Source organism: Mobiluncus mulieris ATCC 35243 (assembly GCF_000160615.1).
In the GTDB taxonomy this organism is placed as follows: Bacteria; Actinomycetota; Actinomycetes; order Actinomycetales; family Actinomycetaceae; genus Mobiluncus; species Mobiluncus mulieris.
Genome location: NZ_GG668520.1, coordinates 536,857 through 558,405 on the forward strand (window position 1 = coordinate 536,857; position 21,549 = coordinate 558,405).

General features: G+C 60.1%; 15 protein-coding genes and 1 tRNA gene. 9 read left to right on the plus strand and 7 right to left on the minus strand.

Annotated features, from left to right (window positions below; all coding sequences use genetic code 11):
• Positions 1 to 101 precede the first annotated feature (101 nt).
• The 4 genes from HMPREF0577_RS12015 to HMPREF0577_RS10260 all read left to right on the plus strand — a co-directional run bounded on the left by HMPREF0577_RS12015 (position 102) and on the right by HMPREF0577_RS10260 (position 9,587).
• Positions 102 to 1,913, plus strand: coding sequence for a cell wall-binding repeat-containing protein (locus HMPREF0577_RS12015; RefSeq protein WP_256585140.1), 1,812 nt, complete (start codon positions 102 to 104; stop codon positions 1,911 to 1,913).
• Between the two features lie 58 nt (positions 1,914 to 1,971).
• A complete protein-coding gene (locus HMPREF0577_RS10250; RefSeq protein WP_004013822.1) occupies positions 1,972 to 2,637 on the plus strand; it encodes a VTT domain-containing protein in 666 nt (221 codons plus the stop codon).
• A gap of 1,963 nt (positions 2,638 to 4,600) precedes the next feature.
• Complete coding sequence (locus tag HMPREF0577_RS10255) at positions 4,601 to 7,864, plus strand: FAD-binding and (Fe-S)-binding domain-containing protein (protein ID WP_004013824.1); 3,264 nt, start codon at positions 4,601 to 4,603, stop codon at positions 7,862 to 7,864.
• Positions 7,865 to 8,078: 214 nt separating this feature from the next.
• Positions 8,079 to 9,587 carry a hypothetical protein gene (locus tag HMPREF0577_RS10260; protein ID WP_004013825.1) on the plus strand — a complete coding sequence of 503 codons (1,509 nt, stop codon included), beginning with the start codon at positions 8,079 to 8,081 and terminating at the stop codon, positions 9,585 to 9,587.
• A 7-nt stretch (positions 9,588 to 9,594) separates the two neighbouring features.
• Here HMPREF0577_RS10260 and HMPREF0577_RS10265 read toward each other — a convergent pair whose 3' ends face one another.
• The 3 genes from HMPREF0577_RS10265 to HMPREF0577_RS10275 form a co-directional block, all read right to left on the minus strand.
• Entirely contained in the window at positions 9,595 to 10,971 is a 1,377-nt protein-coding gene (locus HMPREF0577_RS10265; RefSeq protein WP_004013826.1) for an AI-2E family transporter, read from the minus strand.
• Entirely contained in the window at positions 10,971 to 11,480 is a 510-nt protein-coding gene (locus HMPREF0577_RS10270; RefSeq protein ID WP_004013827.1) for a GNAT family N-acetyltransferase, read from the minus strand. The genes HMPREF0577_RS10265 and HMPREF0577_RS10270 overlap by 1 nt, the downstream gene beginning before the upstream one ends.
• Positions 11,481 to 11,585: 105 nt before the next feature.
• Entirely contained in the window at positions 11,586 to 12,476 is an 891-nt protein-coding gene (locus HMPREF0577_RS10275; RefSeq protein ID WP_004013828.1) for a Bax inhibitor-1/YccA family protein, read from the minus strand.
• Positions 12,477 to 12,822: 346 nt separating this feature from the next.
• On the opposite strand from HMPREF0577_RS10275, the gene HMPREF0577_RS10280 reads away from it, so the two are divergent.
• Both HMPREF0577_RS10280 and HMPREF0577_RS10285 read left to right on the plus strand, forming a co-directional pair.
• Positions 12,823 to 13,839, plus strand: a complete 1,017-nt coding sequence (locus tag HMPREF0577_RS10280; protein WP_004013830.1) for a sensor histidine kinase — start codon at positions 12,823 to 12,825, stop codon at positions 13,837 to 13,839.
• Between the two features lie 18 nt (positions 13,840 to 13,857).
• Entirely contained in the window at positions 13,858 to 14,559 is a 702-nt protein-coding gene (locus tag HMPREF0577_RS10285; protein ID WP_004013831.1) for a response regulator transcription factor, read from the plus strand.
• A 273-nt stretch (positions 14,560 to 14,832) separates the two neighbouring features.
• On the opposite strand, the gene HMPREF0577_RS10290 is transcribed toward HMPREF0577_RS10285, so the two are convergent.
• Positions 14,833 to 14,905 (minus strand) — tRNA-Leu (locus tag HMPREF0577_RS10290).
• Positions 14,906 to 14,985: 80 nt separating this feature from the next.
• Here HMPREF0577_RS10290 and nhaA point away from each other — a divergent pair.
• Complete coding sequence (nhaA, locus tag HMPREF0577_RS10295; protein ID WP_004013832.1) at positions 14,986 to 16,362, plus strand: Na+/H+ antiporter NhaA; 1,377 nt, start codon at positions 14,986 to 14,988, stop codon at positions 16,360 to 16,362.
• 5 nt (positions 16,363 to 16,367) lie between these two features.
• On the opposite strand, the gene HMPREF0577_RS10300 is transcribed toward nhaA, so the two are convergent.
• From HMPREF0577_RS10300 to HMPREF0577_RS10310, 3 genes are all read right to left on the minus strand, one after another.
• On the minus strand, positions 16,368 to 17,489 hold the full coding sequence (locus tag HMPREF0577_RS10300; RefSeq protein WP_004013833.1) for a Ppx/GppA phosphatase family protein: 1,122 nt from the start codon (positions 17,487 to 17,489) through the stop codon (positions 16,368 to 16,370).
• A gap of 171 nt (positions 17,490 to 17,660) precedes the next feature.
• Positions 17,661 to 18,218 (minus strand): DUF501 domain-containing protein, encoded by a 558-nt coding sequence (locus HMPREF0577_RS10305; RefSeq protein ID WP_004013834.1) that lies wholly within the window; start codon positions 18,216 to 18,218, stop codon positions 17,661 to 17,663.
• Between the two features lie 165 nt (positions 18,219 to 18,383).
• On the minus strand, positions 18,384 to 19,025 hold the full coding sequence (locus HMPREF0577_RS10310) for an FtsB family cell division protein (protein WP_248613790.1): 642 nt from the start codon (positions 19,023 to 19,025) through the stop codon (positions 18,384 to 18,386).
• A 606-nt stretch (positions 19,026 to 19,631) separates the two neighbouring features.
• Here HMPREF0577_RS10310 and HMPREF0577_RS10315 point away from each other — a divergent pair.
• Entirely contained in the window at positions 19,632 to 20,618 is a 987-nt protein-coding gene (locus tag HMPREF0577_RS10315; protein WP_036342853.1) for an EamA family transporter, read from the plus strand.
• Between the two features lie 53 nt (positions 20,619 to 20,671).
• Entirely contained in the window at positions 20,672 to 21,517 is an 846-nt protein-coding gene (locus tag HMPREF0577_RS10320; protein ID WP_004013838.1) for a YggS family pyridoxal phosphate enzyme, read from the plus strand.
• Positions 21,518 to 21,549 lie beyond the last annotated feature (32 nt).

Below are 21,549 nucleotides of genomic sequence, written 5' to 3' on the forward strand. Positions count from 1 at the left end.
AATTTTAGTGTTCAAGCAGATTTATACCAAAGGGACGGGAAAAGAAAATCCGCGGGTATCTGAAGTTTAAAAACTAACCCGAGTAGGTAATAATGGAAACCATGGCGGAAAAGACTGTATCAAAACGCGGACTTGTCGCGATGCTCGCTTTCACAGCTTTGCTGGGATTATCTGGATTAAGCCAGCCTGGAACCGCAGCGGCGGTCGACGCACCCGGGCAAGCCCCTCGTGAATCCGCCGCCCCAACCCAATGGCACCCCCTAACGACACCTCGTGAAACCCCAGCCGAAAGCGCCCCCGAAACCGGCGAAACCCAAGCCGGGCAACTGCCCGACCCGCACCCCGCCACCGTGCAACTGCAGATAGGTCCGGAAGTCGGCGTATTCTCGGCGTGCTCCGGCGTGTGGGTGGCGCCAGACCGGGTTCTGACCGCGAAACACTGCTTCCAGAAATTCCCCAACGGACCGGTGCGAGTCTATCCTCAAAACTCCCAAGTCCCCGGCACCCCGCCCGTAGCCAGAGGGGTAACCTGGGCGACCCCCGGAAACACCGACCTGGCCGTGCTGATTACTAACCCCAGCAACCACCCCATCGCGCCGGTAAACCCCACTGTCCTTAACCCGGGCACTCCAACCCAGATTTGCGGGCAAAACTATCTGGTCGCCGTAAACCTCGACTTGAAAGGCGAATCCACCACCATCCCAGGCAAATCTAACCATTGTGCCAATGTCGCCACCCTGGATGCGGCCAACGCCGTGAAATGGCAGCTGCCGCCCAGTGGGCAAACCATCGCGACCCTGCCGCTGTCAATCGAACACGGCGACTCGGGCGGGCCGATGTACAACCAAGCCGGGCAAGTCGTAGGAATCACCAGCTCTAAAACCCAACTAGTGTTAAACACCGGCGAGAAATTGGTTTTAAACGCCTCGGTTTCGCTCTATCCTTACGCCCAGTGGCTGGCGCAAATGGGAGTGCCCGTGACGGGGCAAAGCCAGGCCTTGACACCTAAACCCCTGCCGCCCAACGTGATGCGCATAGCCGGTCCCAACCGTCTGGCCACCGCCGCCGCCGCCGTCGACGCCACCCCCGGTGCCGAAACCCTGGTGGTCACCACCGGGTTGAATGCCGCCGACGGCCTGGCCGCCACCCAACTTTCCGGGGTGACAGCATCGGCTTTGGCGCTGTCGAATTCCCGTGACCGGCTGGATGCAGATGCCCTGCGGGTGATACAACAGCATGGATTTAAACGCGTCGTGCGGGTGGGTGGAACCGTCGGTCTTTCCGGAGCTGACCGGGCGTTGATAGCGTCGCGGGGGATGGATTTGGTGGAACTGGTCGGGGTTAACCGCTTTGAAACCGCCGTGAAAGTCGCGCAATATCGCGACCAACTGGCTGGGGGTGCCCCGTCCTATGTCATGCTGGCTGACGGCATTAACTTTCCCGATGCCCTGGCCGCCGGGGCAGTGGCCGGGCATATGCACGGTTCGCTGGTGTTGACCGCCGGCGGGCAATTGCCCGACGCCAGCCGGGAATACCTGGAATCCCAGTCTGGGGTGCCGCTGGTGGTTGTCGGCGGTCCGGCTGACCGCGCCCGTAACGCGTTGGGCTTGCAATCCAGCCACGTATACGTGGGACGCGACCGCTATGAAACTGCGATGCAACTGGCGATTGGAATCCAGTCCCCCGGGGGGATAAACGGACTGGTGTTGGTGTCCGGCCGTGATTTTCCTGACGCCCTGGCCGCCGGGGCGTACGCGGTGAAACAGGGCGCGATGCTGTTGTTGGTGCCGCCTGCCGGGTCGAAATCCGCGTTGCTGGCGGATTTGTGGGACGTCACCGGGCGCCACGGGGTGATTGTCGGCGGCCAGGCCGCCGTCAGTGACCTGGATGTGGCGTACGCGGTGACGCGCTGAACCGGTGCGCCGGGCGGGCAATATGAGACTCTCGCCGCAGTCAGCTAAACTGTAACCCGTGTTATTAACCCAAGATTTTATTGAATGGCTGCGTGACCCCGAGGTGTTGCTCAACCACCTTTTGGGCACCTACGGGGTGTGGATGGTAGCCTTCATCGCCCTGATAGTATTCATCGAATCCGGCGTGCTGTTCCCGGTCTTGCCTGGCGACTCGATGCTTTTCGCGATTGGGTTGCTGCAAAACCGGATGCCGATGAGCTTGACTGTCATCTGCCTGGTGGTTATCGCCGCCGCGATTTGTGGCGGACAGGTGGGCTATTGGTTTGGCCTGTTCTTTGGCGAGAAATTCTTTAAGGACGACGCGAAAATCTTGAAGACCGAGTACTTGAAGTCCTCTAAGGTGTTTTTTTCCAAATGGGGCGGGCCGGCGGTGGTTCTGGGGCGTTTCATCCCCTTCATCAGGACTTTTGTGCCGATAGCGGCGGGAATCGGCCGTTATCACTGGTCGCGTTTCACCCTGTGGAACGTGGCTGGGGCGATAGCCTGGACTCTAACTTTCGTGGTGGCGGGGGTTTTGCTGGGCGACATCCCGCTGGTTCGCGACAACGTGGAAGTTATCGCGGTTATTATCATCGTGTTCTCGGTGTTGCCGATTGCTGTCGGCCTGGTGAAAAAGCACCTCGATGCCCGGCGGTGCGCGACGAAGCCCCATAACGCCGCCTAGTTTTCCACAGCCTGTGGAAAGTGGTTTTGTGGTGCGACTCAAACCCGATATTCTGGCTGAGCCAGCGCAAGAGGCCTGGCTGCTTTAAGGCAGCCGCCTTAAAGCAAAGGTAAAAGCCCCGGGGACGACCGGGGCTTTAAGGAAAGGACATCCAGATGACCACGTTCATCCAGATTCTGATTTCCTTACCTCCCTCGATTCTAGCAGTAATCCTGATAAAGGAGAAGCTGTGGAATAACAAGAAGGACGATTAAGGAAATCGCGGCCGGCCTATCCAGGTCGGCCGCTTCCTTATTCTACAGCGGTTTGCCTGGATTTGGGCGATATTGTTTTGCGGTCACCGGGTTCATGAGGTGCTTGTGTCGCTTCGCCGGCTTACGGGGGCGCTCGCGGGACAAAAGGGGTGTTTTAGTGCTCCGGCGGCGACGGCAAATCGTTGCCGTCGCTTAATCGCCTTCGCCAGCTACTGCGCCGCCTCCGCTTGTTGCGGCGGGTTCATGAGGTGCCATCCGCAAAACTGTCAAAGTGATAAATCAAAGTGATAAAAATTGTCACTTTGGGCGGGTAGAGTGATAAAAAGTATTACTTTAGCACTGCTGCGTGAGGTGCTGTTCGAACTGTGTCCCGAATGGTGGAGAAAATGGCCTTGCCCTGTTCACATAGTGCAGCTTGACTCCGAATTTTCCACCGTTAGGGACGCCCCTCCGATCCAGGGTTAGGGTAAGCGGCAGAATTATGTGTCTTATTTTGGGGTTTTTGTGGTATTGCAACACAATCTCGGGTTTTCCACAGGCTGCAGTGGCGCGCGGGCGTAGCCCGCATATCGGCGCAGTCGCTTGTGGAGACGTTAAAAAAGGGCATGATTGGCCGTTTTAGTCGAAGCACCTTAAACGGCTAAGCCGTAACAGCCGCCACGCGCCGCACCCCGCTGCACCGCCTCCGCACACCGTTACGCATATCGCCACCGCATACACAGTTTTCCACAGGCTGTGGAAAACTGTTTGGTGGTCGCGGATTGGAACTGTATCCTGGTCTAGCCAGGGAAAGGCTCTGGCTGCGTCAAGGCAGCCTGCCTTGACGCATGGTAAAAGCCCCGGTTGCACCCGGGGCTTTAAGGAAAGGACATCCAGATGACTGCATTCATCCAGATTCTGATTTCCTTACCTCCTTCGATTCTAGCAGTAATCCTGATAAAGGAGAAGCTGTGGAATAACAAGAAGGACGATTAAGGAAATCGCGGCCAGCCTACCTAGGCTGGCCGCTTCCTTATTTCGCAACTATTTCCCTGGCTGCGATGCGCTGCGCGGCGTACCCGCATATCGCCGCCGAAACTCCGCACCCTCAGTCCCGCACTTGTGCCGCACACCCGCCGCGCCGCGCGTAGCGACGAAGCGTTGGGAGCGCGCGCAGCGGGTGGAGTTCCGGCGGCGACAGCAAATCGTTGCTGTCGCTGACCTCCTCCACACGGTGACTGCGGTGCTCTCAGGGCTCCGCCCATGCACCGCCGCCGACCGCGAGCCAAAGCGAAACAAGCGATAAAACGCGAAGCGACACAAGCAACGAAACAAAGACTGCGCGGGGGCGGTCAAAGACCACCCCCGCCAGCGTAGAAACAAGGTTCTTTTCCTACCTTGATTCTACGTCTGCGGCGCGGGCATAGACGATGCCACCGCAGTGTTATCTGGATTCCTAGGCGTAAGCCCAAGACTTCAGAATTTTGAAGATGAGACGGGGGATGCCAAGCCACGCTTGGCATCCCCCAACTTACGCCCAGAACCCAAGCAAGCACCTCATGAAGCCGAACCCATGGGGTTAGACGCAAGTTGTGGGAGATTAGATGGGAATGGCTAGTGGGACGGGTGTGGCGACGGGAGTTGCACCCCGATTGGGTCGCGCAGCGGTTTCTGCACGCCAGGAAAGACGTGGGAGAAAACGTAGGGAAGGACGGGTTAAAATAGTACGGATGGAATACTTCGATGACCCGCTGACCCGCGCGATATACGCCTCGGATGCGTCGAACTATCGCATTCCGCCGGCGCGGGTCGCCAAGCCCGCGAATCTGGGCGAATTGCGCGACGTGGTTTTGGATGCCCTAGCATCGGGCACGCCGCTGACGATGCGCGGGCGGGGCACCTCGTGTGCGGGGAACTCGATTGGGCCGGGGCTGGTGGTCGACACTTCTGCGGGCTGTAACCGGATTATCGATTTAGACCCCGAGGCGCACACCATCACTGTCGAACCCGGGGTGGTGCTGGCTGATATTCAGACGGCCGGGGAACCCTATGGGCTGCGTTTCGGTCCCGATCCGTCGACGTGGACTCGGGCAACGATTGGCGGTTCCATTGGCAACAATGCTTGTGGCCCCCACGCCCAAGCCTGGGGGCGTGTCGCGGATAATGTCATCGAGATGCAGGTTATCGATGGTTTTGGACGCGAGTTTACCGCTGGCCGGGGGGAAGGCGCCCTGGACGCGGTGCCCGGATTGGAACGCTTGGTACAAGATAACCTGGCTTTAATCCGCACCGAATGCGGGCGGTTTTCCCGGCAAGTATCTGGGTATTCCCTGGAACACCTGTTGCCTGAAAAAGGGCGTGACCTGGCCAAATTCCTGGCCGGAACCGAGGGAACCCTGGTGACGATACTTGCGGCGAAACTGCGCCTGGTGCAACTGCCCGCCGCCCCTGTCCTGGTGGTGTTGGGGTACCCAGACATGATAGCCGCCGCAGCGGATGTGCCCCTCGTGAACACGTTTAAACCCCTGGCTGTCGAGGGTATGGATTCGCGCCTAGTGGATACTTTGCGCGCCAAGCCTGGTGCCGGCCAGATTCCCGACCTGCCGGCGGGGCAAGGTTGGCTGCTGGTAGAGATGGGCGGTGCCGACGAGCCCCTGGAAACAACCTTGGCGCGCGCCCGCGACCTGGCCGCCGCTGCCAACACGCGCGCTTGCGGGGTGTATCCGCCCGGCACCGAAGCCACCCGGCTGTGGCGTATCCGCGCTGATGGAGCCGGTTTGGGTGGTCGCACTCCGGTCTCGCAGGTTACGCCGGATTCGGGAGTTGCCGTTCATGAGGCGCCATCCGAGAACCCCGGCGCCGCCCCCCACTGTGAGCCTGGCGAGAATTCCGGGATGGCACCTCGTGAATCCGCCATGACAAACCACCACCCCCAAGGCAACCAACCCGCCTGGCCTGGCTGGGAAGATGCCGCCGTGCCCCCCGAAAACCTGGCGGCCTATCTACAGGAATTCACCGCGTTGATGCGCCAAACCGGGGTGGATGGGATGCTGTATGGGCACCTGGGCGACGGCTGTTTGCATGTGCGGCTCAGTTTGCCGCTGGGAGCGGCCGCGCATGACGGGCGTGCCCGGGATTTCTTGGAACGCGCCGCAGATTTGGTGGCCAAGTATCACGGTTCGATTTCCGGGGAACACGGGGATGGGCGGGCTCGCTCCGAGTTGCTGCCCCGCATGTATTCCCCAGAACTGATCGCACTGTTTGCTAAGGTAAAAGCCTTGTTTGACCCGCGGGGACTCATGAATCCCGGCGTTTTGGTTGACCCCGACCCCCTCGACCGCCACCTGCGCCTGGCCTCCGCCCGGGACATTGCCCCTGACCCCAGCGGTTTCGCTTTTCCCAAAGATAAAGACCTGACTGCCGCGTTTCACCGCTGTACCGGGGTGGGGAAGTGCCTGGCGATGAGCCACATCAAAGGGGCGTGGATGTGCCCCAGCTATCTGGCGACCGGGAAAGAAAAAGACGCCACTCGCGGACGTGCCCGCGCCCTGCAGGAAGTCACTAACGGCGGGTTGATTCGGGATTTCCGCGACCCCGAGTTGTTGCGGGCGCTGGATCTCTGCCTGGCGTGCAAGGCGTGTTCCTCGGCCTGCCCCACCGGGATTGATATGTCCGCTTTCCGCTCCGAGGCGTTTTTCCGGGCGTATCGCGGGCGGTTTTGGGCTCGACCCGGGTCGCATTTTCTGTTGGGCTGGCTGCCGTTTTGGTTGCGGCTCGCCCGGCGGGTGCCCGGCGGGGCGCGCTTGGCCAACGGGCTGTTTGGGATTGACTGGTTGCGGCGCTTGGTATTTAGGCTGTTCGGGCTGGCGCCATCGCGGCAAATGGCGACCTTCGCCACGCAGTCGTTTCGGCAATGGTTGCGTCGTGAGCAGCACAGCGTCTGGCGCGGCGCCGCTTTGTCGCTTGGGGCGCGCGCACGAGAGGCAAAGGGGGAAGTATCCCCCGCTCGCGCTGCTTTGCAGCGCGAGCTCCCCCTCAGCCTCTCGTTTGCGTCGCGCCCCCGACGCGACCACCGTATCGTGTCGCGCCTTCTACACGGTCTTCGTGAGGATTCATGCGAAAGAAACACTGCCGAAGGCGATGGTGGCTCCGTAATACGAGAAAAGAATAAATGCGGAATAGCACCTCGTGAACAAGGAAACCAAAGCGTGACCGAAATGAACCGAGCGGCGAAACAGAGGGAACCGGAAGAAAGGCCGTGGGTGGCGGTGTGGGCCGATTCGTTCTCAGAGGGAATCGACCCCGACGGTGCCGAAGCAGTGGTGCAACTGTTGGAAACGGCCGGGTACCGCGTGTTCGTGCCGCGCCAGGCATGCTGCGGGCTGACCTATATCACCACCGGGCAACTGAACCGAGCTCGGCGCAACCTGCGGCGCCTGTGCGAGATTCTGGGGCCGCTGGCCGTAAACGGGATTCCGATTGTGGGCGTGGAGCCGTCTTGTACCGCGACCCTGCGCGACGATCTGGAGCGTCTGCTGCCCGACGATTCGCGAGCCACCGCTATCGCCCAGGCGACCCGGACGCTAGCGGAACTGTTGACCGACCCGGTTTACGGGCCGGGCGGGAACTGCGGGCCAGAACAGTGGGATTTGCCAGACCTGGACGGCGTGGAAGTCGTCGCCCAGCCACACTGCCACCACTATTCGGTTATGGGCTGGAGTGCCGACCGGGAACTGTTGCAACGCGCCGGGGCACAGGTCACCGAACTGTCGGGGTGCTGTGGAATGGCCGGAAACTTCGGGATGGAAGCTGGGCATCTGGCGGTATCCCAGCGGGTCGCGGCGCATTCCTTGCTGCCGGCGTTTAGCGAACACCCCAATGCCGTGTTCCTGGCCGATGGGTTCAGCTGTCGCACCCAAGCCAGCCAGCTGGCCGGACGAAACGGGGTACACCTGGCACGATTGTTGTTGGGTTCCGCCCCCGCGCGATCCTAACCGGTGCGATTTTGGCAACATTTTCCGTATATAGGCGCCTGTGACCGATATCGCACCGGTTACGAAACCCAAGCCAGATTAGTGAGCTAAAAATATGCCACTTTTACGTAACAAAAGTGAAAACGTGAGATGATAGTGACAGAAGATAAAACAGTGTCTGGCGGGGTGAACCGATTCCAGGCGCTTCCGGGCTTACAAAAATACAGAGGTTGACATGTCCCTTTTCGAGTATGACCAAGGCCACCTGATTCCCGCCCAATTCGGCCACGCGGTAGGCCGCGAGGCTCAGGGCGAAGTCCTGGAATCCGTGCGAAACCAAGTCCTAGAGGTAATTTCACGTCCCCTCTTTCCGGTGACCTGGAACGACCTCGCTGGGATTCCCGTCGCCGGAATGCCCCCGGAGGCCGCCCCCGGGTATGTTCCCAACCAGCCCGGTCACTCTGCCCAGGCCGACGCGTCGACCCCGCCCAGCCCCACCCCGCAACCCGGGCAAGCCAAGCGCCCTTCCCAACGCCTCACCGCTCTGGACGGCTCCGGCCAAGTCGTACTGGTGGAAGTCATAGAGAAACTCGACGCGCAAACCCTAATCGAATCCCTGGCGCGCCTCGGCGCGGTATCCAACCTGGGGTGGAACGACCTGGCCTCGGCCTATCCCGGTGGGGTCGCCGCTTTCCGCTCCGGCTGGACCCAGTTCCGAGACGCGATGCCCCCGAACCTGAACGCCGGACCGCGCCTGATTCTGGTCGCAGCGGAAATCGATCCCGGGGTGCGCCCCGCCCTGGACGCGCTGACCATTTCTGGCCTGGAAGTCCACCACGTCAGTGTGCGCGAAATGTCTAACGGCCGCCGTTTCCTCGACGTGCAGCGCGTCGCCGCCTCGCTGTTCAGTCGCGACACAAACCTGTTGTCCGGGCGCGCCGCCCGCCTCCCTGTGCTCACCTCGGGTGTGGCCGCGGACTTTTCTTCCGGGATTCACGAGGCGCCACTGGCCGACCCCGGTGCCGCCGTCAATCCCCCCAGCCCGGTTTCCACAACCCCGACCGGCCCAGATTCTGGCTCTGGGTCGGAATCCCGAATGGCACCTCATGAACCCGCCACCGAAAACCACCCCGCGCCGGTCGAGGCACCCGAACTGCAAACCGGCACGATATCGCGCCACTCCATTATGGAATCCGCCAAGAGCTCCCCGGTCTCGCCCTTCGCCAGCGGCGAGGAAGAACAACCCGTGCAGTCCCTGTTCCCGGTCAGGCAAAACCGACTCGCCGGGGCGGCTGAATTCGAAGCCAGCCCCACCCCGCCGGAAGGCACCCCGACCTGGCAGCAAACCGGGGTGCGCCACCGGCCGCGACGCGCCGCCGAAAACGGCCACGTTGCGAGTGTGAGCGAAGAAAACTTTGTGGACAGCGGCGAGCCGCTGGCTCACGACCCCGCCGGGCTGCGGGCGATAGCGCAGGTAACCGGGGAAAGCACCCCGATTTTCGCGACGGTTGAATCCGGCAGCGGGACGGCCTGCGAAATCCAAGCCACCCTGTTGGAGCGTGGCGTGATTATTCTGGAAGGGCGCGAATGCGATGACCCGCGCGAAGCCGGGCTCGCCGTCGGCATCACCGAAGTGGATGGCGACGGCTGGGACTGGTGGCATATAGGGTTGGCGCAAGGCCCGACCTTGGCGGAAGCCTGCGAGGAAATCAACGCCGAGTTAAGGCGTAACGACGGGGCGTGAGGCGGGCTTATTTATAGGAAGCCTGGATTTGGGCGTGAATAGTGCCGGGGGCACCGCCCACCCGGTCGTGCTGGTCGGCTAGCTGCGGCATGGTGTCGTGCCCAGTCAGATACAGCACCACCGTGTTGAGGAACGCCACAATCGGCACCGCCAGCAAGGCTCCGATAATACTGGCGAAATAGCCGCCCACTGTAATCGCCAACAGCACCACCAGCGGGTGAATGTTGACCGCGTTGGACATCAGCAGGGGTTGCAAAACATTGGACTCGATTTGCTGCACCGCCAAAATCACAATCAGCATGATTATGGCTTTCACCAGGCCTTGATCCAGTAAAATCACCAAGACGGCGATAGCCCCGGTAGAAACCGCCCCCACAATCGGAATAAAGGAAGCCAGGAAAATCAGCAATGCTAGCGGAATCGTCATCGAACCCGCTCCCAAAAACGCGGCACCAATCGAGATGAACACCGCATCCACCCCGGCCACCATGGCCTGAGCCTTGATATAGCCTTTCAAAGTAATCCAACCGCGAATCCCGGCCTCGTGCACCGGTTCGCGCAACGGCACCGGCAACAGGCGCATAAACCACACCCAGATGCGCCGCCCGTCCTTCAGGAAGAAAAACAGACAGAAAACCGAGATGAATATCGCCGCCACCAGGTTTAATACCGAGGATGTCACCGACCACGCCGAGGAGGCAATCGAAGAAGAATACTTCTCTAGTAAGCCACCGAGCTGCCGACTGAGCGCCTTGGCGTAGTGGTCAATGTCCTCCGAATTTAACCCCAACGGCTCGTCAGAAAGCCAGGTCATCAGTTTGCCGAAACCGCCGCCGGCTTTGCGTACCAGCGCTGGGGCTCCGGATGCCAGTTGCGAGACGGACACCCAAATCGCGGCAGTCAGAGCGCTGATTCCCACAATCAAGGACACGGCCGCAGACAGGGCATTGGGGAAACGCCACTTTTGCAGCCGCCCATTCAAGGGTTCCAACAGCAGCGTCAATAATAGTGCCACCGCCACCGGGACTATCGCCACTTTGACTTTGGAAATCCCCCAGGTCACCCCGCCCAGTACTATCACTATCGCAATCAGGCGCCACGACCAGGCGGCCGCGACCCGTACCCGCCACGAGACTTCGGCGGCGGCCTGGGCGCCGTGTTCCACCTTCGGGGGTGCAATCGGCTCTACCGCGTCGAGATCGGGTTGCTGGTGGTTTGCGTCGCGTCGCGCTTTAATCTCGAGCCACAGGTTGTGGGTGGGGTTGATGGCTTTACTCATCCCGGTTTTGCGGGGTTCACGAGGTGCCATCGAATTCCCCGCGTCGCTGGAAGCTGACCTTGGCCGTGATTTGTCCGGGCGGGCTGGTTTCTTTTTGTTCTTCATCAGCGAACCATCCGGTTCAGCGTCAAACCATAGTTGACCTCGCGTCCGGTCACGGCTCCGTCAGATAAAAACCCAGCGCGCCGGTAAATCCGGTGGGCGCGTTTTTCGCCCTCGTACCCGCTGGGCAGCCACAGTTGCGCGGGTTCACGCGGACCAATCACGTATTCCAACAGGCGCCGACCAATGCCCCGGCCTTGGTATTCGGGCATCAAATAATGCATGGAAACCTCGCGGTCACGCGCCGGCGGGGTCACGTTTTCGGTGCGAATCGTGGGCACTGTCATCGCAATCCCGATTACCCGTCCGTGTTCCACCGCAATCGCGATTCGTCTTCCGGCCGGGTCGGAGGTCAGCAGGCGATGCCACTGGTCTACCAGCACAGCCTCGTCGAAACGCCCCAGGTATTTCGGGTCGATGAACTTCCCATACAGCGCCAACCACATGCGGGCGTGTGCGACCCCCATGCCGGCGGCGTCTTGAACCTCGGGGGGGCGTACGTTGACAGTCATAGTGTTAGTCTACCGGTTTGGCGGGGCGGTTTGGTGGGTTCATCGGGTGCCAGTTCAGGATTTGAACCTAACTAGAATTCCGAATGGCACCTGGTGAAACCGAATTCAGTTATCGGAAGCCGTAGAGGCAATATAGGCGAAAATTCGCAGGAATTCGATGTAGAGCCACACCAGGGTTACCATCAGGCCAAAGGCGCAAGTCCACGCGGTTTCGGCGGGGGCACCGTTTTCCACCGCCTGGAAGATGTAGTCGAAATCCGTTACCAAGGACAGCGCTGCCAAGGCGATAGCCACCAGGGAAACCACCATCCACAGCGGGAAACCGAACAAGGTCGCGTTATAGAAGTTCGCCGCCGGGAAAATCAGGGAAACCACAAAGTTCACCAGATAGAACACGAACAGGGAACCTATACCGATGAACACCACGCGCATCAAGGTTGGGGAGTTACGCACAATATTCGTCTTGAACAGGACAAACATCACCAGCGCGGTCACAATCGTGGCGCCAATCGCTTTGGGAACCACCCCGCCATAGGCCGCCGAAAACAGCTGAGAGACCGCCCCCAGCATCAGCCCTTCAAAAAAGGCGTAACCCAGAATCAACGCGGGGGAAGGACGCGACTTGAAAGCGTTAATCATGCCCAACACCAGGGCGATTACCATGCCGCCCAGCGACAGGGTCGCCCCCAGTCCTGGATTGGTGGCGGTGACGAACCAGGCCAGCGCCCCGCCCACCAGCAGCGTACCGAAGGTAAACACCGATTTAATCAGCACGTCGTCCAAAGTTACCGGGCGGGTTCCCGCCGCAGCGGCCTCTGGTTGGGTGCCGGGAAAGGCTTCCTGGGGATAAGCAGAGGGGGGATAGGTGGCGCGCGACCCGCCGGTGGAGGCGGAGGGGGCGCCGGGCTGGCCGACCTGATAGCCCGGCATCCCGGGGTAGCCGGCGGGGGTGCGCTCGGTGAACACTTTGTTTCGAGTGAAAACAGGGTTGGTCATTTTTCTCCTTGGGTTTCTATCTATAGCACCATCATTCTAGTGGAATTCGTGGTTTTTCACCTTAAAATCTTCTCCTACCCTAGGGGGATTTTGCGGGTTCATGAGGTGCTTCTTCCGCCCGGCGCCCCGACGAGCGCCTTCGCTACGCGCGGCAGTAATCCCGCACTCGCTTCGCCCGGCACCGATTGAAGGCGTAAATCCCGAGAGGCAAGATAGAGAAATTTTGGGTCTAAGGCAATCTGTAAACTTAAGTAAAGTGGAGAAAAATTAGGCAATGGGGTGGGAATCGAGCCGAGGAAGGGCGCGTGAAAGTAACAGGCGAGACAGCGGCGAGAGGCGAAAGAGCATGAGGAATAAGGCAAAAGGGACGGAAACAGAGTCAGTGCGGCCGGTGCGGGTTTTGGTAGTGAACCTGCTGCTGGTGGTGACTTTGCTGGCGTTGTTCGGGGTGGGGGTTTTGGTGGTCGTCCAGGTTGGTTTCTTTGAAACTGATCACGAGGGGACAGCCCGGGGGATGCTCGTACTTTTGATATCCCTGCTGGTCGTAGTGGGGATGCTGCTGTTAAAAATCGCCCAGATGGGACGCGAACGTGTTGCCGAATTGACCTTGCGTAACAAGCAGCTCGAATTGGAACGCGAACAATCCGAACAGTTGGCGGTGGCCGACGAACGGGCGCGAATCGCCCGGGAAATGCACGACATCGTCGCGCATTCCCTGACCGTAATCATTGCCATGAGCGACGGGGCGGCGGCCGCGATAGACAAAAACCCGGATTTAGCGAAAACCGCCCTGGAAACCATGAGTGAAACCGGACGCAACGCCCTGTCCGAGACCCGGCGACTGGTGGGGGTGTTACGCACCCCCAGCGAAGTCCCGACGGATTTATCCGCCAACCCGGAACCCAGCCAGGCCTCTTCCCTCGAAGAAGTCCGTTTTACGCCCACGCCAGACCTGGGGGAAATCGACGGGCTAATTAACCAGTTCCGGGCGGCCGGACTGCCGATAAGCTATGAAATCAGCGGCGGGGAAGTCCCTGCCGACGGCCCGCTGCAACTGACGATATACCGGATAGTTCAAGAATCCCTGACCAATATTTTGCGCCACGCTCCCTCTTCTACTGCGGTGGAAGTACGCCTGAAAGTGAGCTGTGATGGCATCGAAATCTCGGTGTACAACGCCACGTCTTTAGCGGGAATCAACCCGGGGGGTGGCAAAGGACTGGTAGGGATGCGCGAACGCGCCTCGGTGTATGACGGTCACGTTACCGCCGGTCCCACCCCGGGTGGGTGGCGCGTGTCCGCCACCCTCCACTGGGAGGCGCAATGCGAAAATAAAGCTGAAACCTGGGTTATCCCCTCATGAAACCGAGAGAAAAGAAATATGAGCGAAGAGACAGAAAAGATTAAAGTCCTGCTGGTCGACGACCAGGCCTTGATACGCATGGGATTTCGGATGGTGTTAGAGGCCTGCGACGATATCGAAGTGGTGGGTGAAGCCGCCGACGGGAAAACCGCGCTGGGGATGGTGCGCGCGCTGCAACCGAATGTGGTTTTGATGGACGTGCGGATGCCCAATATGAACGGCATTGAAGCCACCGGCGAGATTGTGTCGGAAAACCCCGAGGTGAAAGTGCTGATTTTGACCACCTTCGACCTGGACGAATACGCTTTTGGAGCCTTGCGCGCCGGGGCATCCGGGTTTTTGTTAAAGGACGCGAAACCCGAGGAACTGGTCGCTGCAATCCGTGCCGTCGCCGCCGGGGACGCCACGATTTCCCCCCGGATTACCAAGAAAATGCTGGACATGTTCGCCCCGCAACTGCCCGACGAAAACGCCGGGGCAGACGCGGCCGGGGCGGGGGCGACGAGCGCCGATGCGGTGGCGTTGGCCAGCCTGACCGAGCGGGAAACCGAGGTGTTGAAACTAATCGCCCATGGGATGACCAACCAGGAACTGGCCGATAAACTGTTCATTTCTATGACCACCGTGAAAACCCACGTCGGAAACATCTTGAACAAAATCGGGGCGCGCGACCGGGTGCAGGCCGTAATTTTTGCCTATGAAAACGGCCTCGTAAACTAACCAATTTGTTTTGCATATTTTCCCGAGCCCATCCCTCGGGGTTGCCATGCTGCCATGTTCAACATCTGCTTAGATTCAAATTTCTGTCTCTTTCCCAGCAATCACTTGCGCCTGCTTCGAGACGCTCGTAGGGGCGAAACGGCGTAGGGCGATTCATGTTTTACCAGAGTTTTTCTTAGCGACTTGTCACTTAGAAAAACTGGACAAAACATAGCTAGCCCGGCCGTTTCGCCCCCGAGCGCCTCGCGAAAAAGAAGCAACATTGCCTACCTGTACCCCCGGTCGGATTCGAACCGACACTGAACTGATTTTAAGTCAGCTGCCTCTACCGTTGGGCTACGGGGGCCTGGCAAATCCTTGCAATCGTCGCGAAACCCCGCCAGGTGGAACTTGGGGAAAAGCCACGAGTGCAACTAGAATTCCATTATGGACGAAGACAAGTCGAAAAACCTAAACGAAACGTCGTCAACCCCGAAAACACCTCATGAAGGGATATTTGGTGAACCTGACATAGTCGTCCCCGCCCCCACCGACTACGACCAGGATGCCGGGTCTCAGGGTAAAAAACTGGGGGTATATCAGCGTTTCGCCCGATTTGTGTCCGACGATATTGTGGGTGGGTTGATACTGATTGGTGCGGCGGTGTTGGCGCTGCTGTGTGCCAACGGGCCAATCCGCGAGGCTTATCACGGCTTGGCCACTCTGATGCTCGACCCCGGCCTGGGCGAAGCGGTGGCTCGCGGCGGACAGTCATTCTTGCAGTCCATCCACCTGTCATTGAGCGTCGAAGAATGGGCGCGCGACGGGATTCTGGCGATCTTCTTCTTTACAGTCGGGCTGGAATTGAAAGAAGAATTCACCCATGGATCCTTGCACGATCCGCGCACTGCCGGGATGCCGATTATCGCCGCTATGTTCGGAATGGCCGGACCCGCGCTGGTTTACACGGCGGTCACCGCCATCAGCGGTGACGCGGCCTGGCACGGGTGGGCGATTCCCACCGCCACCGATATCGCCTTTGCGGTGGCGATTTTACAGATTTTCGGACGCGGGTTGCCTTCGGGGGCGCGAACCTTCCTGTTGACTCTGGCGGTGGCCGACGATCTGGGTGGGATTATTGTGATTGCGCTGTTTTATGGGACAGCGCCGAATTTGCTGCTGTTAATCCCCGTGGCGGGCGGCGCGGCGGTCTTTAGTTTCCTGTGTCGGCGCCGGATTGTGAAATGGTGGCTGCTGATTCCGCTAGGGGTACTGACCTGGTATTTCATGTTGGCCTCCGGGATTCACGCCACGATTGCCGGGGTGGTTTTGGGCATGGTCGTGCCCGCCGACCGCCGTGAGGGCGAGGTACACAATCTGGTCGAGCGGTTCTCTATGAAGGTTTCCCCAATCTCAGCGGCCTTCGCGGTGCCGATTTTCGCTTTCTTCGCGGCGGGGGTCAACATTGTGGACACCCCCGGCGGGGTGGGGAAAATGCTGACCAACCCGGTGGCTCTGGCGGTGATGCTGGCCTTGCCGCTGGGGAAATTCCTGGGGATTTTCGGCAGCGTCTTCGTGATGGAAAAATTCACGCCCCTGCATCTGGAAAAGGGGGTGCGCTTGGCGGATATCTTGCCGATTTCTTTTGTGGCCGGTATAGGATTCACCGTCGCCCTGCTGATTTCACACCTGTCGTTTAGGGGCGACAATGTGCTGACTCAGGCCGGGTCTATCGGGGTGGTAATGGGGACGTTTGCTTCGGTTATTATCGGTGCGATTGCGCTGAAAATCCGGATTTCTTACCGCAAAACCCACGCGGAATAGCTTATTTACACGCCGCGTTCCACGGCGCCGCCTGCGCTCGCGCTGGCAGTGCCGGCGAGGGCAAACATCAGGCCGTCCAAGATGTCGTTTTCGCTGGTGCACACCGGGAACGACCCGCGCGGGGCGGCACCCGAATCCGGGTCGGGCTGGGATTCCAAATACGCCAAAATACGTTCCCAAACCAGCACGCCACCAGCGATTTGATCCACCCGCTTGGGGTGCATCGGTCCCAGGGCGGCTTTTTTGGCGCGCGGCATCACAATCAGCTCCCGCGCCAGTTCCCGGTGTTTCGCGCTGGACAGCACCGCGCCGTTAATCCGAAACCGGTCATAAGTCTCCAAACCCAAACCCAGCGCGGTTAAAGTCGTCACCGAACCCGCCACCCCAATCAGCGTGCGAGCCTGGCTCAAAGGCACGGTTTCGGCGGCCTCGGCAATCAAAGCGTCAATAAACTCGCTGGCTTGCGCTACGGCATCCGCGCTGGGAATACCGCGCGAATCCTCGGCGGGGCGCAAATACCGCTCGGTCACGCGGGTCGAACCCATATTCATGGAAATCGCCGCCTCCAGGGCAGGTTTTACCGTTTCATGAGTTGCCAGTCCAGAATCCGGCGTAACCTCAATATCCGGGCTGGCACCTAATGAATCCGACGACGTAACCACCCCCGACGCCCCCGGCCGGCCAAAAGAAAACTCGGTGGAACCCCCACCAATATCCACCACCAACGCCGGCGCGGCCAAACCAGGATGCAAGGCGACCGCGCCGGAAAAACCCAACGTGGCTTCCTCCCGACCCGAGATAACCTCCGGTGACACGCCCAGCCGTGCCTCTACCCCGGTGGCAAACTCAAAGAAATTATCCGCGTCACGCGAAGCCGAAGTCGCCACCATCCGCACCCGGTCGACCTGCGCCTGGCGAATCCGCGCCGCGTAATCCTCGACCGCCGTAAAGGTGCGGTTCAAAGCCTCCGGAGCCAGATGCCCGGTCTTGTCCACGCCTGCCCCCAGCCCCACAATCTGGGTTTTCCGCAGGACTTCCCGGGGGGAAACCTCGGGGTGAGTGGGGTCAAAATCGCTGATTAACAGGCGAATCGAGTGGGTGCCGCAGTCTATTACTGCCAGTCGCATGGGTTTCCTTTCTTTGGGGATTCACGAGGCGCCACCCTGGTAGGCAACACCTGCCGATTTTATCGCCAATCGCGCTATAGGCGGGGGCGTGGCAGAAATTCAGGAAAAAATGGGGGTGAGCCTCGATATATTTGAGGCTCACCCCCAAAAAATCCTGAATTTCTGCCAGGGTCAAGGCTCGGGATGCCAATCACAGGTTTCGGGAGACCACAAGTTTTCGGCACGCAGCCGCGCCAACACCCAGTCGCCCACCGGGTTCACCCCCAAACCGGCCGCCAAAGCATGTCCCAGCAGGGCGTGGAAACACTTGACCCGATCCGGCATCCCGCCAGCCGAAAAATTCGCAATCTCCGGGACGGGCGCGGGTGAGGCCACCCTGCGTGCCGCCAGATACGCCCGATGAGCCCGGTGATAGGCGAGCCGGAACTCCGGGTGTTGCGGGTCGTCAAGCAGCGCCTCGGCCTCGCGCATCACGCCGGCAGCCTCTAGCTGGGAACAGGCTGCCACCGCCGCCGGGCAAGTCAGATAGTAAAACGTGGGGAAAGGCTCGCCATTAGGCAGACGCGGGGTCGTGGCTATTACCGCTGGATGTGGTGCCGCGTGGGCAGCGTTCGGTGGAGTCGTCAAATTGCAATATGCGGCGATACCGAGCACCCCGCGCGGGACACGCCCCAGTTGTGCCGCGATGATTTCCAGGTCTGCCTCGGTTGCCGGTCGAATCTCTGCCACACTGCCAGCTTACAGAATTCTGACAGGGAACTATTTGAGTGACAGGGAGAAATTCAAATGGCACCTCGTGAATTCGCGCCAAAAACCAGACGCACAAACCCGCCGCGCCCGTACCGCCCCGCTTGTGTCGCCCCGCGCCGTACCGCTTGTGATGTGTCCGCCGCGCTATTTTCCGGCGGACTTGCCGGTGCCGGCGACCTTCAGCCCTTCGACAATCAAGCCAAACCATGGCAGGTCATTCGCGTCCTTCTCGACCCAACCGCTGGCGACCTTGGGTTTTGTCTGGCCGGGCGGGTCGACAACCACATAGGTCGTCTCGCCGGGTTTCACGAAACCCAGGCGTTCGCGCGCCTGGCGGGAAACATATTCGGGATCCTGGTAGCGCGCGATTTCATCTTCCAGAGCTTCGTTTTCGGCCTTGGTGCGCGCAATCTCCGCCGCGAGCTCGCGGGCGTGCTGCTGTTGCTCCATCCACGATTTCAGCGGGGAAAACACCATCAGGAACACGGCCAGGCTGACAACCGCCAACACCAAGACTCGCGACAGCCACGTCGAGCCGGGGGCGGCGGGCGGCGGAGGCTGTAGCGCGAGTCGCGATTGCGGGGAATTGCCCCGGGTGTCGGTGGTATGTTCGGGGTGGGGGGTGTTGTCGTGGGGTGCCTTGTCATGAGGTGCCATCCGGGAAAACGCCCCCGAGCTGGGACGCGAGCTTTTTGGGGCATTCGCCCCCGAGCCGGAACGCACCGAGGTAGTCTTGTCCCCCCGAGTAGAATCCGGGTCACGAGGAGATAAACTTGGGCGACGCATAGTTTTATTATCGCATTTGTCAGGCTCACAGTTCGGTTTAAACCGGCAATACCGGTCGGGATGCGTCAAAAGTTTAGGGAATCGTTTTTACACCCCGAGAATTCGTGGCTTTCCGTCAAGATTCTTTGACTCCGGCACTAGCACTGGTGGGGCTAAGAACCGTTACATTTAAGCCCGGGAACTGTGTTTCGCGAAGCGGTCGCGCCAGAAATTTCGGCAACAGCCTGGGGTGGACACAAAATCGCTGCTGGAAGCAAGAATCACTACAGTTAACTTCGGGAGGGGTGGCGAGGTTGATACTGGGGCGTTTCGCGTGTAGAGCTCCCCGGGTAATCCCGGGAGGGGCAGGGGTGGCGATAAACCACTCATGGGTAACCCCGGTGTGGTTGGGGTAATCCCGGGGAGGGCAGGGGTGGCGAGGTTGGTAGTGAGAAGTAAGCATTTGGTGGTTACTACAGTTAACTTCGGGAGGGTGGCGAGGTTGATACTGGGGCGTTTCGCGTGTAGAGCTCCCCGGGTAATCCCGGGAGGGGCAGGGGTGGCGAGGTTGGTAGTGAGAAGTAAGCATTTGGTGGTTACTACAGTTAACTCCAAGAAAGGAGACCCATGAATCCGAAACCCGTCTGCCCGCAAAACCCCGGGGTTACCGGTAACCCCGGTAATACCGAGTTATTTGCTCGTGCCGCCCGGCCTGTCCGGTCTGACTGTGCCGCCCGGCCCGTCCGGTCTGCCCGGCTCGCCCAATCTGCCCGGCGACCCAATGTCCCCGCCCCGCTGATTTTTATGCTCGAAGGCACTATCCAATATGTCGGAGCCGGGCTCGCCGTGGGGCTTTTCGCCCTGTTTGCGCCACTTACCGTCGCGTGGCTGCGTTCGGTAATCGCCGGGGTAATCCTGGTGGCGTGGCGTCGTCCTTGGGGTAAACGCGCGTTGACCCGCCAAGGATACGCTTGGTCATGTGCCTTCGGGGTGGCGCTGGTGGCCATGAACACGACCTTTTACGAGGCCATTGCCCGGCTTCCCCTGGGAACCACCGTGTCCATCGAATTCCTCGGTCCGGTGATATTCGCCGCCATCGGATTGAGTGGGATTATCGGGAAACTCGCGGTACTGATTGCGTTTTCCGGGGTGGTGTTGATTGGTGGAATCGCCCTGGATTTGACGCAAACTACACAGCTCTACGGGCTGATTTGGGCGCTGGTGGCTGGTGGAATGTGGGTCGCCTATATGGCTTTGGGGCGCAAAGTTGCGCTGCTTGGCCGCGGCATGGATTCGCTGGCTGTCGCGGTGTTGTTGGGGTCATTTCTGCAGCTACCGTTCGCCATCCCCGAGATGCCGCTCATGATTGGCCACCCCGAAGCCTTGGTGCTGGCCGTCGCGATGAGCACCTGTTCCTCGGTTATCCCCTATGTGCTAGAGCAAGTTGTGATGCGCGGGGTGCGCGCGCCGCTGTTTGCGCTGCTCTCCGCGCTGTTGCCGGTCACGAGTCTGGCTGTTGGGCTGGTCATGCTGCGCCAAGTCCCGAGCTTGGCTGAACTTGGCGGACTGGCGTTGGTGTCGGTCGCGCTCGCTTTGACTTATCGGCGTTCATGAGGTGCTTGTTAACTTCGCGTCCGCGGGTGGTGGTGCAAGCTTAGAATGGAAGTATGACGGGATTTCAAGAGCGGCTTGTGGGGATACAGGAACGGGTCGCGGCGGCGGCTCGCGCGAGCGGACGCGAGCCGCGCGACGTGCGGATTCTGCCGGTCAGTAAGATGCACCCCATTTCTATGATTCAAGCAGCGATGGCTGCGGGAGCGCGCGAATTTGGGGAAAACCGTCCCCAGGATTTAGCCGCCAAAGCCCAGGAATTAGGTGCGAATCTGGGGCAGTCGGGGTCGGGAAACACCGGAGTTTTGGCTGGTCTTGACGGTGTTTCGGCTCAGCCTGGGATTGGGGGGCGTGGCGCGGATTTGGGGCTGGCACCTCGTGAAAGCGAAACGAAACCAGACGTGCCGCGCTGGGTGATGATAGGAAACCTGCAGCGCAACAAGGCGAAACTGATTGTCGCGTATGCCGCCGAGCTGCAAAGCCTGGACTCACTGCGGCTGGCGGAAACCCTCTCTAGGTTGCTGGGCGAAGCCGGGCGTGAACTTGACGTAATGGTGCAGGTCAACATCTCGGGCGAGGCTGTCAAGCACGGGGTCGAACCCGGTGTCGCCCTGGACTTCGCCGGGCGGGTCGCCGCACTGCCCGGGTTGCGTCTGACCGGGTTCATGGGGGTTGCCGCGCCGTTGTCGGTTGTCGGTGAGTCCGGGGTTCATGAGGCGTTTGCCCGATTACGGGCGATTCGCGACGCGGCGGTCGTGTCTATTCCCGAGGCGAGCGGCCTGTCCATGGGGATGAGCGGTGACTTCGAGATAGCGATAGTCGAGGGCTCGACATGCGTCCGGTTGGGGTCTGGACTGTTTGGGCAGCGGCGTGCGGGTGTAGTTGCTCCTGCGGACAAATAAGTGCTTTGCTATGGTGATAGGCTGGATAAACC

Excerpts from the sequence above, each read along its gene's own strand:
- HMPREF0577_RS12015 (WP_256585140.1), top strand. The coding sequence starts at position 102 with ATGGCGGAAAAGACTGTATCAAAACGCGGACTTGTCGCGATGCTCGCT.
- HMPREF0577_RS10255 (WP_004013824.1), top strand. The coding sequence starts at position 4,601 with ATGGAATACTTCGATGACCCGCTGACCCGCGCGATATACGCCTCGGAT.
- HMPREF0577_RS10260 (WP_004013825.1), top strand. The coding sequence starts at position 8,079 with ATGTCCCTTTTCGAGTATGACCAAGGCCACCTGATTCCCGCCCAATTC.
- HMPREF0577_RS10265 (WP_004013826.1), bottom strand. The coding sequence starts at position 10,971 with ATGAAGAACAAAAAGAAACCAGCCCGCCCGGACAAATCACGGCCAAGG.
- HMPREF0577_RS10270 (WP_004013827.1), bottom strand. The coding sequence starts at position 11,480 with ATGACTGTCAACGTACGCCCCCCCGAGGTTCAAGACGCCGCCGGCATG.
- HMPREF0577_RS10275 (WP_004013828.1), bottom strand. The coding sequence starts at position 12,476 with ATGACCAACCCTGTTTTCACTCGAAACAAAGTGTTCACCGAGCGCACC.
- HMPREF0577_RS10280 (WP_004013830.1), top strand. The coding sequence starts at position 12,823 with ATGAGGAATAAGGCAAAAGGGACGGAAACAGAGTCAGTGCGGCCGGTG.
- HMPREF0577_RS10285 (WP_004013831.1), top strand. The coding sequence starts at position 13,858 with ATGAGCGAAGAGACAGAAAAGATTAAAGTCCTGCTGGTCGACGACCAG.
- nhaA (WP_004013832.1), top strand. The coding sequence starts at position 14,986 with ATGGACGAAGACAAGTCGAAAAACCTAAACGAAACGTCGTCAACCCCG.
- HMPREF0577_RS10300 (WP_004013833.1), bottom strand. The coding sequence starts at position 17,489 with ATGCGACTGGCAGTAATAGACTGCGGCACCCACTCGATTCGCCTGTTA.
- HMPREF0577_RS10310 (WP_248613790.1), bottom strand. The coding sequence starts at position 19,025 with ATGCGTCGCCCAAGTTTATCTCCTCGTGACCCGGATTCTACTCGGGGG.
- HMPREF0577_RS10315 (WP_036342853.1), top strand. The coding sequence starts at position 19,632 with ATGAATCCGAAACCCGTCTGCCCGCAAAACCCCGGGGTTACCGGTAAC.
- HMPREF0577_RS10320 (WP_004013838.1), top strand. The coding sequence starts at position 20,672 with ATGACGGGATTTCAAGAGCGGCTTGTGGGGATACAGGAACGGGTCGCG.